Origin of the sequence: Rhodopseudomonas sp. BR0M22 (genome assembly GCF_010907035.1) — a bacterium.
Lineage (GTDB): Bacteria > Pseudomonadota > Alphaproteobacteria > Rhizobiales > Xanthobacteraceae > Rhodopseudomonas.
On the sequence record NZ_QUMK01000013.1, the window covers coordinates 40,937 to 57,288 of the forward strand.

15 protein-coding genes and 1 pseudogene are annotated in these 16,352 nt (G+C 63.0%); 2 read left to right on the forward strand and 14 right to left on the reverse strand.

Annotated elements, in window-relative coordinates; translation table 11 throughout:
• Window positions 1–61: 61 nt before the first annotated feature.
• The 10 genes and pseudogenes from DY468_RS06130 to DY468_RS06175 all read right to left on the reverse strand — a co-directional run.
• Complete coding sequence (locus tag DY468_RS06130; RefSeq protein ID WP_164603372.1) at window positions 62–1,342, reverse strand: ABC transporter substrate-binding protein; 1,281 nt, start codon at window positions 1,340–1,342, stop codon at window positions 62–64.
• A 57-nt stretch (window positions 1,343–1,399) separates the two neighbouring features.
• Window positions 1,400–2,473: a branched-chain amino acid ABC transporter permease gene (locus DY468_RS06135; RefSeq protein ID WP_164603374.1), complete on the reverse strand. Its 1,074-nt coding sequence runs from the start codon at window positions 2,471–2,473 to the stop codon at window positions 1,400–1,402.
• A 163-nt stretch (window positions 2,474–2,636) separates the two neighbouring features.
• Complete coding sequence (locus DY468_RS06140) at window positions 2,637–3,530, reverse strand: branched-chain amino acid ABC transporter permease (protein WP_164603376.1); 894 nt, start codon at window positions 3,528–3,530, stop codon at window positions 2,637–2,639.
• Between the two features lie 202 nt (window positions 3,531–3,732).
• Window positions 3,733–5,664, reverse strand: coding sequence for a long-chain fatty acid--CoA ligase (locus tag DY468_RS06145; protein ID WP_164603378.1), 1,932 nt, complete (start codon window positions 5,662–5,664; stop codon window positions 3,733–3,735).
• Entirely contained in the window at window positions 5,661–6,488 is an 828-nt protein-coding gene (locus DY468_RS06150) for an ABC transporter ATP-binding protein (protein WP_164603380.1), read from the reverse strand. The genes DY468_RS06145 and DY468_RS06150 overlap by 4 nt, the downstream gene beginning before the upstream one ends.
• 285 nt (window positions 6,489–6,773) lie before the next feature.
• Window positions 6,774–8,696 (reverse strand): glycosyltransferase family 39 protein, encoded by a 1,923-nt coding sequence (locus DY468_RS06155; protein WP_164603382.1) that lies wholly within the window; start codon window positions 8,694–8,696, stop codon window positions 6,774–6,776.
• A gap of 107 nt (window positions 8,697–8,803) precedes the next feature.
• Entirely contained in the window at window positions 8,804–9,406 is a 603-nt protein-coding gene (locus DY468_RS06160; protein WP_164603384.1) for a hypothetical protein, read from the reverse strand.
• A gap of 195 nt (window positions 9,407–9,601) precedes the next feature.
• Window positions 9,602–10,018 carry a carboxymuconolactone decarboxylase family protein gene (locus DY468_RS06165; protein ID WP_164603386.1) on the reverse strand — a complete coding sequence of 139 codons (417 nt, stop codon included), beginning with the start codon at window positions 10,016–10,018 and terminating at the stop codon, window positions 9,602–9,604.
• A complete protein-coding gene (locus tag DY468_RS06170) occupies window positions 9,951–10,385 on the reverse strand; it encodes a MerR family transcriptional regulator (RefSeq protein ID WP_164603390.1) in 435 nt (144 codons plus the stop codon). Before DY468_RS06170 ends, DY468_RS06165 begins: the two co-directional genes overlap by 68 nt.
• A 102-nt stretch (window positions 10,386–10,487) precedes the next feature.
• Window positions 10,488–10,670 (reverse strand): annotated as a pseudogene (locus DY468_RS06175) (ABC transporter ATP-binding protein); the annotation flags it as partial.
• Between the two features lie 143 nt (window positions 10,671–10,813).
• Between DY468_RS06175 and DY468_RS06180 the strand changes: the two are divergent.
• Together DY468_RS06180 and tcmP are read left to right on the forward strand one after the other, a co-directional pair.
• Window positions 10,814–11,680 (forward strand): DUF5131 family protein, encoded by an 867-nt coding sequence (locus DY468_RS06180; RefSeq protein ID WP_164603392.1) that lies wholly within the window; start codon window positions 10,814–10,816, stop codon window positions 11,678–11,680.
• Window positions 11,681–11,711: 31 nt separating this feature from the next.
• On the forward strand, window positions 11,712–12,581 hold the full coding sequence (tcmP, locus tag DY468_RS06185) for a three-Cys-motif partner protein TcmP (RefSeq protein ID WP_164603394.1): 870 nt from the start codon (window positions 11,712–11,714) through the stop codon (window positions 12,579–12,581).
• Between the two features lie 78 nt (window positions 12,582–12,659).
• Here tcmP and DY468_RS06190 read toward each other — a convergent pair whose 3' ends face one another.
• The 4 genes from DY468_RS06190 to DY468_RS06205 are packed head-to-tail and all read right to left on the reverse strand — an operon-like array spanning window position 12,660 to window position 16,352.
• Window positions 12,660–13,355 carry an ABC transporter ATP-binding protein gene (locus DY468_RS06190; protein ID WP_164603448.1) on the reverse strand — a complete coding sequence of 232 codons (696 nt, stop codon included), beginning with the start codon at window positions 13,353–13,355 and terminating at the stop codon, window positions 12,660–12,662.
• A 2-nt stretch (window positions 13,356–13,357) separates the two neighbouring features.
• Window positions 13,358–14,107: an ABC transporter ATP-binding protein gene (locus DY468_RS06195; RefSeq protein ID WP_164603396.1), complete on the reverse strand. Its 750-nt coding sequence runs from the start codon at window positions 14,105–14,107 to the stop codon at window positions 13,358–13,360.
• Entirely contained in the window at window positions 14,104–15,408 is a 1,305-nt protein-coding gene (locus tag DY468_RS06200; protein WP_164603398.1) for a branched-chain amino acid ABC transporter permease, read from the reverse strand. Before DY468_RS06200 ends, DY468_RS06195 begins: the two co-directional genes overlap by 4 nt.
• Window positions 15,405–16,352: a branched-chain amino acid ABC transporter permease gene (locus DY468_RS06205; protein WP_164603400.1), complete on the reverse strand. Its 948-nt coding sequence runs from the start codon at window positions 16,350–16,352 to the stop codon at window positions 15,405–15,407. Before DY468_RS06205 ends, DY468_RS06200 begins: the two co-directional genes overlap by 4 nt.

A 16,352-nucleotide genomic window follows, 5' to 3' on the forward strand; every position in this document is an offset into this window, starting at 1 on the left:
TTCAGGCGGACGCGGCACCAATGCTGTGCTCAGCCGCGGCGTCCGCCACGGCCGCGTTAGCTCACCACCCGGCCCATTCCGGCTTGCGCGGCAGGTCGACGGTCTTGACCTTTTCGAGCTTGATGGTGCCCTTGGCGATCAGGTCCTTGAGGTCGCCGTCGGTCGTGCCTGACACCTTGGCGCGGTAGAGGTCGATCTTCATGGTGCCGCGGTGGTCCTTGGCGGTCCAGGTCGACGGGTTGCAGACGCCGTCCATCCCGGCCGGCACCCAGTCGGTCTTCTGATAGAAGCCCTTGGCGACGTTCTCACCGGTGGCGCCGCCGTTGTTGGCGGCCCATTCGATCGCCTCCTTCATGTACAGCGCCGAGCACACGCCGGCGACGTAGTGCACCGGCCGATAGGCGCTGCCGCTGGGATCGGACATCTTTGAGATCGCCTCCACCGTCTTCATGCCGGGCGCGTTACCGCCCCAGGCCACGGCGGTGCGCAGCGGGAAGATCACGCCGTCGGCGGCATCGCCGGCGGTCTTGGCGGCGTTCTCGTCCATGCCCCAGACGTTGCTCATGAACTGGACGTCGACTCCGGCCGCCTTGCAGGCCTTCATCACCGAAATGTTGGAGGCTGCGGTGTTACCGAGATAGGCGTAGTTTGCGCCCGAGCTCTTGAGGCTGAGGCACTGCGCCGAGTAGTCGCCCGGCGCCAGCGCGAACACCAGCGGCGGCAGCACTTCGAAGCCGAGCTCCTTGGCCATCGCTTCGCCGGCGGCCTTCGGAGCGTTGGGGTAGGGATGGTTGGCGCCCATGTGGACGAATTTCGGCGCGCCGGATTTGCCCTTGGCCTTCCAGTCTTCCGCGGCCCACATCAGCTCGGCGCGCAGCGCGTCGGAATAGGACGGGCCGTAGAAGAAATTGTAGGGGGCAGGCTTGGCCTTGCCGCTGGTGCCTTCCGGATCGGTCAGCGCGGCCGCGTAAGAGCCGGACAGGTCGGGGATCTTGTCGTTGGCGAGAAAGCCGGTGAGCGCTTCGGTATCGGCGGTGCCCCATCCCATGATCGCCGCGACCTTGTCGCCGCCCGACCATTTCTTGTACAGCGCGATCGCGCGCGGCACCTGGTAGCCGTAATCGTTGGTGTCGACGTTCAGCTGCTTGCCGGCGACGCCGCCGTTCTTGTTGACCCAGGCGAAGGTGTCGGCGACCGCTTGGCCGTAGGGCGTACCCACGTCCGAGGTGCCGCCCGAATAATCGGCGAGGTGGCCGATCGCGATCTGCGCCTGCGCGGTCGCGGAGGCGCCGGCGATCACCAGCGCCAGCGCGGCGCTGCTGAGCAGGGATTTCATCGTCATGGTGTTCTCCTCCAGTGTCGTTTTTATTGCCGTCTTGTGGTCCGTCCGTTCACGCGCTCAATGCGAGAACGGGTAGAGTTTCCAATACGCCTTGATCTGCCGCCAGCGGTGCGCCAGCCCATCGGGCTCGAACACCAGGAACAGGATGATGATCAAGCCGATTGCGATTTCGCGCAGGAAGGTCAGGTTGTTGTTCAGCCCCAGCGTCTGGTCGACCGCGCTGCCTTTCAGGCCGCTGCTGAGCCATTCCATCGTCTCCGGCAGCAGCACCACGAAGGCGGTGCCCATCAGCGTGCCCGAGATCGAGCCGATGCCGCCGATGATGATCATCGCCAGGAACAGGATCGAGCGCTCGATGCCGAAGCCTTCGTTGGAGACCACCAGCTGGTAGTGCGCGTACAGCGCGCCGGCGATGCCGGCGAAGAACGCCGCGAGCGCGAACGACAGCGTGCGATATTTGGTGAGGTTGATGCCCATGATCTCGGCCGAGAGATAATGGTCGCGCACCGCCACCAGCGCGCGGCCGTCGCGGGTCCGCATCAGGTTGGTCACCAGGATATAGCTGACCAGGAGATACGCCAGCACGACGTAGAAATACTGCTTGTCGCCCTGCAGGACGTAGCCGAACAGCGAGAACGGATTGGCCATCGCCGGCACCGAGCCGCCGGAGAACCATTCGGCGCGCGAGAAGAAGTCGATCAGGATGTATTGCGCCGCCAGCGTGGCGATGACGAGATACAGCCCCTTCAGCCGCGCTGCCGGCACGCCGAACACCAGCCCGACCAGCGCGGTGACGAGGCCGGCGAGCGGAATCGCGAAGAACACCGGGATCTGGAAGTGGTTGTTCAGATAAGCCGAGCTGTAGGCGCCGAGCAGGAAGAACGCGGCGTGGCCAATCGAAATCTGGCCGGTGAAGCCGACCAGGATGTTCAGCCCGAGCGCGGCGATGCCGAAGATGCCGATCTGGATCAGGATGGTCAGCCAATAGCCCGACAGCACCAGCGGCGCGAAGCACACCAGCACCACGCCCAGGATCGCCATGTTGCGGCTGGTCTTCGTCGGGAAAATCGTGGTGTCGGCGGCGTAGGAGGTGCGGAAATCGCCGGCGGGGATCAGGGAAGCATTCGCCATCTTTAGAAGCCTCCAGCCTTCCAAATCATCCTTCGACGCGCCCGGTTTCGCCCTCCGGGCTTCACCGGGCTCCTCGGGATGAGGCTGCCCTCATGGTGAGGAGCGCGGCGGCACGCCGCGCGTCTCGAACCATGAGCTGTTCTGTCTCGGTCCGCGCCTAAGCTCATATCCGCTCGATGTCCTTGGTGCCGAACAGGCCGTAGGGCTTGATCATCAGGATGATGATCAGCACGTAGAACGGCGCGATTTCGTAGAGATTGCCCCAGTGCAGATATTCGCTGTCGACGTACTGGGCGATGTTCTCAAGCAAGCCGATGATGATGCCGCCGAGCACCGCGCCACCGATCGAGTCGAGGCCGCCGAGGATCGCGGCCGGAAACACTTTGATGCCGTAGGCCGACAGGCCGGACGACACGCCGTTGACCACAGCGACGACGACGCCGGCGACCGCCGAAACGGTGGCCGAGATCGCCCAGGCCATCGCGAACACGCTCTTCACCGAAATGCCGAGCGACTGCGCGACCTGCTGGTTGAACGCGGTGGCGCGCATCGCGAGGCCGTATTTCGACACTTTGAAGAACCACGCCATGCCGATCATCATCGCGACAGAGACGACGAGGCTCATCACATAGACGGTCTGGATCTGCAGGCCGCCGATCGAGATCGATTGGGTGGTGAAGATCTGCGGGAAGGGCTGCGGGTTGACGCCGTAGATCCACTTCAGCGCCGCCTGGAACACGGTCGACAGCGCGATCGTCACCATGATCACCGAAATGATCGGCTCGCCGATCATCGGCCGCAGCACGATGATCTGCACCGCGATGCCAAAGATGAACATGAACACCAGCGTGATCGGCATGCCGACCGAGAACGGCAGCTGATATTTCGCCAGCAGCGTCCAGCATACCCACGCGCCGATCAGCAGCAGTTCGCCCTGCGCGAAGTTGACCACCTGGGTGGCCTTGTAGATCAGCACGAAACTCATCGCGACGACGCCGTACAGCGTGCCGACCACGAGGCCGTTGACGAGCAACTGGATCAGGAGGTGCGAGTTCATCTTGCGTGACCGCCAGCGAGGGATGCCATTCTTCCCTCTCCCCTTGTGGGAGAGGGTGCCCGAGCGAAGCGAGGGCGGGTGAGGGGGCGTCGAGGTCGCGCGCAACCCCTCATCCGGCCGTCAATCGGGCCGATGCCGAGGCTGCCCTCTCCCACAAGGGGAGAGGGCGCCGCCATCGGCGCCGGCGTGAGACTCACAGCGCTCATTCCGCCGCCTCCGCGTGCGCGGCGCTGCCGCCGAGGTCCACTACCTTCAACGACGTCCTGATCCGCTGCGTCGTGCCGTCCTGGAATTTGATGGTGGTGTCGACCGGGATGTCGCTCTTGCCGCCATAGATGCCGTCGATGATGTCGGCGTATTTGTCGCTGATCACGCTGCGGCGGACCTTGCGGGTGCGGGTCAGTTCGCCATCGTCGGCATCCAGTTCCTTGTAGAGCAGCAGGAAGCGGGCGATCCGCTGCGCCGGCGGCAGCGTGGCGTTGACGGTTTCGACCTCGCGGCGCAGCAGCTCGTACACTTCGGGACGGGAGGCGAGGTCCGAATAGGTGGTGAAGGCGATCCGCTTCTTCTCCGCCCATTTCGAGATGATCGAGTAGCGGATGCAGATCATCGCCGCCAGCATGTCGCGGCCGGCGCCGAGGATCACCGCCTCGGCGACGTAGGGCGAGAACTTCAGCTTGTTCTCGATGTATTGCGGTGAGAACCGTTCGCCATGCGACAGCTCGGCGAGGTCCTTGATGCGGTCGATGATGACGAGCTGGCCGGCGCCGTTGAAATAGCCGGCGTCGCCGGAATGCATCCAGCCGTCCTTGATGTCGGCGGTCGAGGCTTCCGGGTTCTTGTAGTAGCCGAGGAACATATTGGGGTGGCGTACCACCACTTCGCCGATGCCCTGGACATCCGGGTTCAGGACCTTGATCTCGATCTCGGCGCCCATCGGCACACCGGTGGTGTCGGGATCGACCGCGTCCGGCTTGTGCAGCGTGTAGGCGCCGAGCAGTTCGGTCTGCCCGTACAGCGTGCGCAGCGGCACCCCCATGGCGCGGAAGAACCGGAAGGTGTCCGGGCCGAGTGCGGCGCCGCCGGTTGCGGCTGAGCGCAGCCGCGTGAAGCCGAGCCGGTCGCGCAGCGCGCGGAACAGCACCGCGTCGGCGAACGCCGAATGCTGGCCCTGGTCGAGCGCAGCCAGCCCGGCCCTCATGCCGGCGTTGTAAAGTCGCTGCTTCAGCGGCGAGGCGTCCATCACCCGGGCACGGACGTCGGCGGCGATGCCTTCCCAGACCCTTGGCGCGAACAGCACGAAGGTGGGCGCGATCTCGCGGAAATCGTTCATCATCGTGTCGGGCTCTTCGACGAAGTTGACCTTCATCCGGCACAGCAGCCCTTTGCCGAGTGCATAGACCTGCTCCATGATCCAGGGCAGCGGCAGTACCGAGACGTATTCGTCGTTAGGCCCCTTCGGATCGAAACTGAGATAGGTCGCGCAATGCTTGAGCACGCGCCCCGCAGCCAGCATCGCCAGCTTGGGATGCGCGGTGGTGCCCGAGGTGGTGCAGAGGATCGCGACGTCCTCGCCTTGCGTGGCGTCGACCAGCCGGTCGTACAGGCCCGGCTCCCGGCCGGCGCGATCGCGACCCAGCTTGGCGAGCTGATCGGCCGGCAGCAGCCGCGGATCGTCGTATTTCCGCATCCCGCGCGGATCGGAATAGACGATGTGCTTCAGATGCGGCGCGCGGTCGGCGAGGCCGAGCAGTTTGTCGACCTGCTCCTCATCCTCGGCGAACACCAGCTTGGCCTCGCCGTAGTTGAGCAGATAGTCGGCCTCCTCATCGAGCACGTCGCGGTACAGACCGAGGCTGAGGCCGCCGATCGCATGCGCGGCGATTTCGGCCGCGACCCAGTCGGGCCGATTGTCGCCGATGATGCCGATCACGTCGCCGCGGTCGAGGCCGAGTTCGATCATGCCGAGCGCGAAGTCGTGCACGCGGGCCTGATAATCGGCCCAGGTGAACACCCGCCACAGCCCGAGATCCTTTTCGCGCAATGCGATATCGGTCCCGAATTCCTTTGCGTTGAGCCGCAGCAACTTCGGGAAGGTGTCGGCTGCCGCGACGCGGCCGGCATAGTCCATCATGCCACGCGCTCCGCCGCCGTCGGATGATCCGGCGCATCGTCAGGATCGACCAGCACCTCGTCCTCTTCGCCGAGATAAGCGCGCTTGACGTGCGGATCGGCCAGCACCTCGGCTGGATCGCCCTCGGCGATTTTGCGGCCGAAATCCAGCACCACGACGCGGTTGGAGATGTCCATCACCACGCCCATGTCGTGTTCGATCATCACCACCGTCATGCCGAACTCTTCGTTGAGGTCGACGATGTAGCGGGCCATGTCCTCCTTCTCTTCGAAGTTCATGCCGGCCATCGGCTCGTCGAGCAGGATCAGCGTTGGCTCCAGCGCCATCGCACGGGCGAGCTCGACACGCTTGCGCAGGCCGTAGGACAGGGTACCGGCGGTCGCCTTGCGCACCGACTGCAGGTCGAGAAAGTCGATGATCTCTTCGACCTTCTGGCGGTGAACGAGCTCCTCGCGGCGTGCGCCAAACCAGTACAGCGCGCCGGTCAGGAAGTTGTTTTTGAGGAGGTGGTGGCGCCCGACCATGATGTTGTCGAGCACGCTCATGTGGTGAAACAGCGCGAGATTCTGGAAGGTGCGACCGATGCCGAGCGACGCGCGGGCGTTCGGCTTCAGGCCGGTGATGTCGTGGCCATGGTAAAACAGTTGGCCTTCGCTCGGCTGGTAGCGGCCGGAAATGCAATTGACGACGGAGGTCTTGCCGGCGCCGTTCGGTCCAATGATCGAAAACAGCTCACCGTGATTCACGGCAAAGCTCACCTCGCTCAGCGCGCGGACGCCGCCAAAGCGCAAGGAGACATTGCGCACTTCCAATGCGTGTTCCAAGCCCGATTTCCTCCCGGACACCGGCCGGCGCGTTGCTCGCGCCTGGATCTGATGCCGCAGCGTTCTTTGAGGCTCGCCTTGTTGCCAGGCGATTCCGTCGCTCAGCTAAGCCTATTCTGGCGACCAGACCAACGATATTCGACTATTTGAGTTTTGGAAGAGAGACTCGACGCAAGCCTGCGGACAAAGACCGCTGTCGTTACCAGGGGACGCTGACGAATCGGCGGATGAGCGACCGGATGCCGCAGGGACTGCGGTACTTGTCGCGTTGCAGCAATCCGTTTGCTAACGGCGGCGCCAGATCGTGGCCGTCGCATCTCCGATCGGGAGCGCATAGCTGTTTCCACGAACATAGCGGGTCTGCTCAGCCATGGCGTCGATGATGCCGACCATGTTGGCATGAACCCATCCGAACGCAGGGCTTTCGTCGCGGCTGTGAGGCGCATCGATCGTCACGACGACATCGGCGGTCGCATGTCCGATACGGTCGGCCATCAACGCCCGCGCCGCCTCGCGCGAGGTGACGCCTGCAATAAACGGATCGTCGACGATGGTGTGGCAGCGGCAGTGCTCGCGGATCACCCAGGCGAACAGCTTGCTCATGCCAAATGTGGTGAACATCGCGACCTCATGCGCGCCGTCGAGTTCCGCCAGATAAGGGCGGATCAGTTCGAGATCGCTTGGGCCGGAGGCGTCCTGCAGAGCGTAGACCGCCGCCGCTCTCGGCGTCGGCCAGGCCAGGTTGACGGCGAGCAGCGCCGCAGCCAGCACGGCGGCTACCGCGCCGCGCCAAACCGGTGACAGCCACGCACGGGTCAGTGAGAGCAGGACGCCAGCGCCCGTACCGGCGCAGATCCACACCGCGAATACCCAGGTCGACATGAAACGGCCCTGGTGCTGCGGATGCACGATCACGCCGATCCAGGCCAGCAGGGCAAACAGGAACACGGCGCGTGCGCCGGGCGTCAGCTTCGGGATCGCGATCGCGCCGATCAATGCCAGCGCGATGACGATCGGCGCGAGCCAGGGCACCTGATGGAAGCCATCGGCAAACACGGTCCAATAGAATTGGACTCCCTTGATCAGGCTGTAATTGGGGTCGGCGTTGTTGGCCGGGCCGACGAACCATAGAAATTTCGATAGCCGATGCGGCAGCAGAAACGAGATCGCGATCGGCGTCAGGTGCCAATACAGTATTGCCCGTCCGGCGGTGCCGAGCGTGCGATCGATCGCGCCGCGATGCCGGAGCCAAGTGAGCGACCACCATAGAAACACCAGCGCGTAGGCCAGGGTGGTCAGGTTCTCCGGCGGATACAGCGATACCGAGCGGCCGAACAGGTCCAGCGCCATTGGCCCCCGCGCGTAGATCGTCGCCACCAAGACGGTCACCACGGCTGCCAGAATCAGCAGCGGCGAGCCGACAGTCGCTTTGAGTGCCGTCCTGGGATTTGTTGCCGCCCAGACCGTTCGAACCCCTGTGGCCATCTCCCGCCAATGGCTGGTGGCGTAGGCTACCGCCAGCGGTGCGATCAGCAGTCCCCAATAGTTGCCCTTGTGAAAGAACAGTACGGTCAGGATCAGTGCCAGAAGCCGCCAGCGTCCGGGCAAATCCGGCTTGGTCTCGGCGCGCAGATACGCCCACAGGCCGGCCGCCGACAGTCCGGCGCCGAGCCCTTCCAGCATGACGTCGGTGCTGATCAGGCGGAAGGTCGGGCTGGCAGCGGTGAAAATCACGGCGACCGCAGCGGCGAACAGGCCGCTTGAGCGGTCGGCGAACAGCCGGCGTGCGATCAGCCAGACGAAGGCGATCGTCATCACCCAGCCGATCAGGCTCGGCACGACGCCGAGGCGATGGTCGATGCCGCCGAGCAGCAATACCCCGGCGAGCACCAGTCCGTGGAAGGGGGGCCAGACCTTGGCCTTCTCGAGCTCGCTGAAGAACCATCCAGGCTCGAGGCCGCGGGTTGCCAGCGCCAGATCGAGCCCGAAACTGTAGTGCGAGTTGCGGTCGTGGTAGAAGCCACGCCATAGCAGGTCGGGCGCGTGATCGTAGCTTGCGTACATTGCCCCGGCGATGCCGATCGCCGCGGCGAGCACGATCAGGAATGCGGCTGTCTCGGGCCAACGGCGAGCCGTGCCGATCGCCGAAACCGGCGCGTCTGCCGGCCTATAGGTCGTTCCGTCGTCCTGCCGCCCAACATAGACCATCGATATCCCCAGCGATGGCGGCGCCGCTGCAATGTGGGCGGCCGCAATCATCTGATATCACGCCCGAGGCGACGGTGATAAGGCGGGGATGTTTCTCGAATTCTCTGTCAGTGGCGGGAGAATGGTGCGCTGGATGAGTGGCCGCTCGGTTCTGTGAACAGCCGCGAGAACACCATCCCGATGAAGATCGAGATCATCGCGGCGCTGAACGCGTTCATCGACAGCAGGCCGGCGTATTCGGCCGGTTGGTAGCTGTGCGGCGGCGGCTCGTAGCGATTGTGCAGGAACAGATAGGCCGCGACCGGCAGGCCCGCCAGCGGCAGCATCAACAGCCGTTCGCTGGGACGGAACAGGACGCTGGCGAGCATTGCGCAAGGCAGCAAAAACAACTCGACGCCCGAGGGCACGCCGAGCAGCCAGGTGCAGAAGATGGTGTTTCCGGTCGCGACCAAGGACAGCGTCACCCGTCCGAGCCGCGAATGGGCCCGCGCCAGGGCCGGCACGGCGAGGAACAGCGGAAACGACAACAGCGTCAGCAGCAGCCACGGCATTCCGCCGGTGCCGGCCACGAAGGCGACGTAGAGTGGATAGAACGGTCCGTTGCCGGCCAGCACCAGAGCTACCAGATTGCCGGCGGCAGCGAGCGGATCGGAATTGTCGGCGTAGGCGCGAAACCAGTCGGCGGCGCGCATCAGGGCAGGTGGCAGCATCAGGCTCACAATCGATCAGCGAGTGGGCCCAAATGGTAGCCTGGAAACCATCTGTCAGGAAGGTGACGCGCGAGAACGTGACACCCCGGCGTCATCGCGCCCGGTTGCTGGGCTGTCTCGCTGCATCCGCAATGACGGGGACTGTTGCCACGGGCGGTGTTGTCCGCCGGGCGACCACGGCATGACAGGGATCGATCAGGCTGGGGCGTCCTGGCCCGCCGCAGCGCGGGCGGCGAACACCTCCTTGGCGGCGAACAGACCGTTCAGCGCCGCCGGGAAGCCGGCATACACCGCCATCTGCATGATGATTTCGCTGATTTCGTCGCGGCTGAGCCCGACATTCAGGCCGGCCTGGATGTGAACCTTGAGCTGCGGCGTGGCGTTGCCCATCGCGGTCAGCGCGGCGATGGTCGCGATCTCGCGTGCGCGCAGGTCAAGTCCGGGGCGGCTGTAGATGTCGCCGAACGGAAACTCGATCAGATAGCGGGCGAAATCCGGCGCAATGTCGGCCAGTGAATCGACGACCTTGTGGCCGGCCTCGCCGTCAATCGTCGACAGCGCGCGCAGGCCGCGCTCGAATCTTTCGTGCTGGTCGGATAGCTGTTGCGTCATCGTCTGTCTCCACCTTGCTGGCGCCGGCCGCATAGCCGGCGATCTTGGTGTCGAGGACGGTCAGGCAGGCCTGAAGTTCGGCGACATGCGCCTGAACCTTGTCACGGTGCTGCTGCAGCAGGACGCGACGGGCGTCTTCGGTTGCAGCTCCGCGTGCGCGCAGTCTGGCGTAAGCCAGCATGTCCCGGATCGGCATCCCGGTAGTCTTGAGTCGACCAAGAAACTCGATCCAGATCAGGATCGACGCGTCGTAGTCGCGCTGGCCGGATGAATCGCGAGAGGCGCGGGGCAACAGCCCGATCCGCTCGTAATAACGCAGCGTGTGGGCCGACAGTCCGGTTCGCCTGGCGAGGTCTCCGATCTTCATGGCCCGCTCTGTCCGTCACGACGCTCCGTTGCTACAGGTTAGAGCGTGCTCTAAGTCAAGCGCAACCGCGAGCGGACGGAGTTGGCGTCAGGGACTCGGGGCTCAGACCTCCAGCCACTCCTTGCGGACGGCGGAGTTGGCCTTCAGATCGTCGGGGCTGCCTTCGAACACGATCTTGCCGTGGCCCATCACATAGACCCGATGCGAGATCCGCATTGCGATCGACAGCTTCTGCTCGACCAGCAGGATGGCGACGCCGCGGCGGGCGATTTCGGCGATCAGGTCGGGTTCCGCTTTAGCCTCCACAGACTCCTAGGGGGAGAGAGAAGGGCAATAGCTCTTTCCGAATTTAGGATTCTATCCCAAAATAGCCGATAACCAAATCTAAGAGATTGTGAGATTCTCTTGCAATTGTAAGAGGATTCGGGATGGCAAAGCTCTCTTCAATCGAGTGGACCGATTCGACGTTCAATCCGTGGGTCGGGTGCACGAAGATCGATCGACCACAAGGCGCTCCATCAGCGTGCGACTTCTGCTACGCGGAGAGTTGGTCGAAACGCAGCGGCCACGTCAAATGGGGCAATCATCCACGACGAAGGACCACGGAAGCCTACTGGAACGAGGCGAGAAAGTGGAATGCGCGAGGCGCTGACTTTCTAGCTGAGCGCGGTCGACGAAGGCGGGTTTTCTGCGCTTCTCTCGCCGACGTCTTCGATAATCAAGTTGATCCCGTCTGGCGTAGTGACCTTTGGCAATTGATTCGCGAGTGTGGCCAATTGGATTGGCAGCTTCTGACCAAACGGCCTCAAAATATCCAGAAGATGCTCCCTGCAGATTGGGGGATCGGCTACGAGAACGTTTGGTTGGGGACCACGGCAGAGGATGCAGCGGCGTACCAGCAGCGCGCTAAACATCTGCTGAGGATTCCGGCTGTCGTTCATTTTATAAGCTATGAACCTGCCATGGGGCCAATCGGGAGATTGTCCGTCCGTAATCAAGTGCCGGATTGGCTGATAATCGGCGGGGAAAGTGGAGTTGCGCTGGACCGCACACGGCCGACGAAGCCGGCATGGGTTCGAGAAGCAATCGCGGAATGTCAGAAATACGGTGTTGCCCCCTTCCTCAAACAGTGGGGGCGATACGCCAACAACCCGCTGGTTTTAGAAGACAATTTATCGGAGCGAGAGGCAATGCTCATTGACCCGCCTGAGAACGGTAAGGGGGGAGGAATGCTCGATGGACGCCTTTACCGCGTCTTCCCAGAATCTCGTGCGTTGTCGACAGAGGCTGCTTGACGGGAATTGATGTCGTTCCCCAATATTACTTATGAGCCGTCAATACGATCTTTTCGATAAGTTACCGATTACCGATAAGCCGATTAGATTTCGAACACCAGACCGCCCGATCTGGACCGAAAACAAGTCGAAGCTGATCGAGCGATATCTTTATTACTTCGTAATGATTACGAAGCATGGAGCCTACATCGACGGGTTTGCAGGCCCTCAATATCCGGACAAGCACGATGCTTGGGCCGCAAAGTTGGTTTTGGAATCGAAGCCGCCGTTTCTCCGAAAATTCTGGCTCTGTGAGCAGGATAGGGAAAAACTCCCTCAACTCTACCATCTGGCCGCAGCTTGCAAGCAAAAGGGGCGAGCAATCACGGTAGTTCCAGGTGATTTCAATCGGAACCTGGACGGCATTCTCGCCAATGGGGAAATAACCGAGAAAATGGCGACGTTTTGCTTGCTCGATCAGCATACGTTTGAGTGTGAATGGGTTTCGGTCCAGAAGCTTGCTGCTCACAAGAAGGGCAACAAGATCGAACTGTTCTACTTCCTGGCAACCGGGTGGCTGGAACGAGCTATAGCGGGCACCACCCGTAATATGCAGAATATTCGCAAGTGGTGGGGGCGCGACGATTGGGCGGTGCTAGCTACCATGCGATCTTTTGATCGTGCGCTTCTCTTCGCCGATCGATTTAAGGAGGAGCTAGGATACAAGCACGCTCATGCTTGGCCCATCTACAACAAGGAGGCCGGAGCCAAGCGTGTGATGTACCACATGATCCACGCATCGGATCATGACGAAGCGCCAAAACTGATGAGTCGAGCCTACCGAAAAGCAAATCAACCAAAGGAAGATTTGGCTGAGGTGCAGCAGGAAATGTTTGGCGTCACGACTTTCCAGAAGATTTAGAAGAAGATCACTGTCACGCAGAAGAATTGAGTCGGCTAGCAGTCTCTCCCTGAGAAATGCGCTTCGGCAGGCCTCACCTCAGACCTCCAACCATTCCTTGCGGACGGCGGAGTTGGCCTTGAGATCGTCGGGGCTGCCTTCGAACACGATCTTGCCGTGGCCCATGACATAGACCCGATGCGAGATCCGCATTGCGATCGACAGTTTCTGCTCGACCAGCAGGATGGCGACGCCGCGGCGGGCGATTTCGGCGATCAGGTCGCCGACCTGCTGGACGATGATTGGGGCCAGCCCTTCGGTCGGCTCGTCGATCATCACCAGCTCGGGATCCCCCATCAGCGTCCGGCAGATCGTCAGCATCTGCTTTTCGCCGCCCGACAGCACGCCAGCAGGAGTATCGGCACGGGCTTTGAGGTTGGAGAACATGTCGAGCATGTCCTCCAGCTTCCATTTGCCAGGATTGCGCGGGTTCTTGATGCCGAGCATCAGGTTCTGCCGGACCGTTAGGCCCGGGAAGATGTCGCGGTGCTCGGGGACGTAGCCGAGCCCGAGATGCGCGATCTTGTAGCTCGGCAGCCCGGCGATATTCTTGCCCTTGAACAGGATGTGGCCGTGTGGCGGCACCTCGCCCATGATCGCCTTGACGGTGGTGGAACGGCCGACGCCGTTGCGGCCGAGCAGGCTGACGACCTCGCCGGCGTCGATGTGCATATCGACGCCCTGCAGGATGTGGCTCTTGCCGTAATAGGCGTGGAGATCCTTGATCTCGAGCATCATCAGGCCGCTTCCTCGCCGAGATAGGCTTCCTTGACCTTCAGATTGCCGCGGATCTCGTCCGGCGTGCCCGAAGCGATGATCTGGCCGTAGACCAGCACCGAGATCCGGTCGGCGAGGCCGAACACCACGCTCATGTCGTGTTCGACGATCAGCAGCGTGCGGCCTTCGGTGAGGCGGCGGATCAGGGTCACGGCGCGTTCGGTCTCGGCGTTGCTCATGCCGGCGGTCGGCTCGTCGAGCAGGATCACGTCGGCGCCGCCGGCGATGGTGATGCCGATCTCGAGCGCGCGCTGCTCGGCATAGGTGAGCAGACCCGCCGGCACGTCGCGGCGCGAGGTGAGGTGGATGTCCTCGAGAATTTGCGCGGTACGCTCGCGGACCACCGGCAGGTTGTCGATGTTCTTCCAGAACGCGTAGCGGTGCCCGGTCGCCCACAGCACGGCGCAGCGGAGATTTTCCCACACCGTCATGTTGGCGAACACGTTGGTGACCTGGAACGAGCGGGACAGTCTGCGGCGGTTGATCTGGAACGGCTTCATGCCGGCGATCTCTTCGCCGCGCAGCAGGATACTGCCCGTGGTCGGGCGCATATAGCCGCTGATCAGGTTGAAGGTGGTCGATTTGCCGGCGCCGTTCGGGCCGATGAGGGCATGCCTCTCGCCCTGGGCGATCGTCAAATTGATGTTCTGGATGACCTTGGTGACGCCGAAGCTCTTTTCGACGCCGCGGAGTTCGATCGCGGTGCTCATAGGGCGTGAACCTTGGCGCGGGCGGCGGTGAGGGTGGTGTCCCAGGTCTCGCCGACCCGGCTCCAGGCCCGCCGCGCGAGCAGGAAGCCGCCGACGATCAGCACGGCCGCGGTCACCCAGGTTATCGGGCTGGCGGCGTCGAACGGGATGCCGAACGCCTGGATGTGCGGATCCTCGTTGGGATTGACCGTGTAGTGCACGATGGTCTCGATCATCAGCATCAAGCCGACGCACAGCGCCAGGGTCGGCAGCGCGGCCATCGCGTAACTCGGCAGCATCCGGCTCAGCATCCCGGCGCGGACCAGCGGCCGGTGCATCATCAACAGGCCGGTGATGCCGCCGGGAGCGAACAGCACCACGGCGATGAAGAACAGGCCGAAATAGAGCTGCCACACCTGTGTGAGGTCGGACAGGCCGAGCGACAGGACGGTGACGAAGATCGCACCAACGATCGGACCGATGAAGAATCCGATGCCGCCGATATAGGCGGCGAACAGCACGGTGCCGGACTGCACCGCGCCGAGATAGGCCGAATTGGCGATCTCGAAGTTGATCGCCGCCAGCGCACCGGCGATGCCGGCAAAGAAGCCGGAGAAGCAGAAGGCGATATAGCGCACAACATGCGGATCGTAGCCGACGAACTGCACCCGTTCCGGGTTGTCGCGCACCGCGTTGCACATCCGGCCCAGCGGGGTGCGGGTCAGTGCATACATCGCGATGATCGCGATCAGCGTCCAGGCGGCGATCAGATAATAGATCTGGATCTGAGGTCCGAACGACAGCCCGAACACCTTGAACAGTTTGGTGCGGTTGGCCGAAATGCCGGCTTCGCCGCCGAAGAAGCTGCGCAGGATCAATGCCGAGGAGGCGACCAGCTCGGCGAGGCCGAGCGAGATCATTGCAAACGCGGTGCCGGACCGCTGCGTCATCACCCAGCCGATCAGGGCGGCGAAGAACAATCCGGCCACCCCGCCGATCAGCGGCATCAGCGGCAGCGGGATCGGCCATTTGTGGAAGCCGACGATGTTGATGGCATGGATCGCGAGGAAGCCGCCGAGGCCGTAGTACACCGCGTGGCCGAACGACAGCATGCCGGTTTGGCCGAGCAGGATATTGTACGACAGCGCGAAGATGATCGATATGCCGACCAGGCTGAATGTCGTCATCGAGCCGCCGGAGGAGAACACCTTCGGCAACACCAGGAGCACCAGCCCGGTGAGGATCCAGATCCCGTAGAATTTCATGCGGTCGGACAGCGTCGGCCGGGGCGGCGCGACGCTGGATGAGGCGAGGTCGGTCATGTTTCGCGGGTTCCCAACAGCCCCATCGGCCGGAAGATCAGAATGAGCACGAGCAGCAGATACGGCATGATGGGCGCGATCTGCGCGATCGTGACGTTCCAGATGTCGTTGAGCCAGGTGGCCGCGAGGTCGGGACCGAGCGGGCCGAACAGCGAGGCGAGCGAGCCGTTGATCGAGACCGCGAAGGTCTGCAGCAGCCCGATCAGCAGCGAGGCGATGAACGCGCCGGGCAGCGAGCCGAGCCCGCCGACCACCACGACGACGAACAGGATCGGGCCGAGCAGTGCCGCCATGTTCGACTGCGTCACCAGCGACGGACCGGCGATTACGCCGGCGACGGCGGCGAGCGCGGTGCCGACCCCGAACACCAGCATGAAGATGCGTTCGACGTTGTGACCGAGATGGCCGACCATGTGCGGGTGGGTCAGCGCCGCCTGCACGATCAGACCGATCCGGGTTCTCTTCAGCGCCAGCAACAGCGCGATGAAGATCACGACCGACACCGCCAGCATGAACATCTTGTAGGCGGGATAGTTGGTCGAGAAGATCGTGAACGCCGGGAAGTCCAGAATATCGGGTTGCCGATAATCGACCGGAACCTTGCCCCAGATGATGCCGACGATTTCTTCGATCGCGAAAGCGAGGCCGAAGGTGAACAAGAGCTCGGCGACGTGGCCGTTCTTGTGGACGCGGCGCAGACCGAAGCGTTCGACGGCGGCGCCGATCGCACCGGCGAGCAGCGGGGCAATCAGCAGCGCGGGCCAGAACCCGAACCAGCGGCTGATCTGGAATCCGAAGAACGCGCCGAGCATGTAGAAGCTCGCATGCGCGAAGTTCAACACCCCGAGCATGCTGAAGATCACCGTCAGGCCGCTCGCCATCAGGAACAGCAGCATGCCGTACAGGACGCCGTTGAGGGTGGAGATGACGATCAGCTCGAGCAC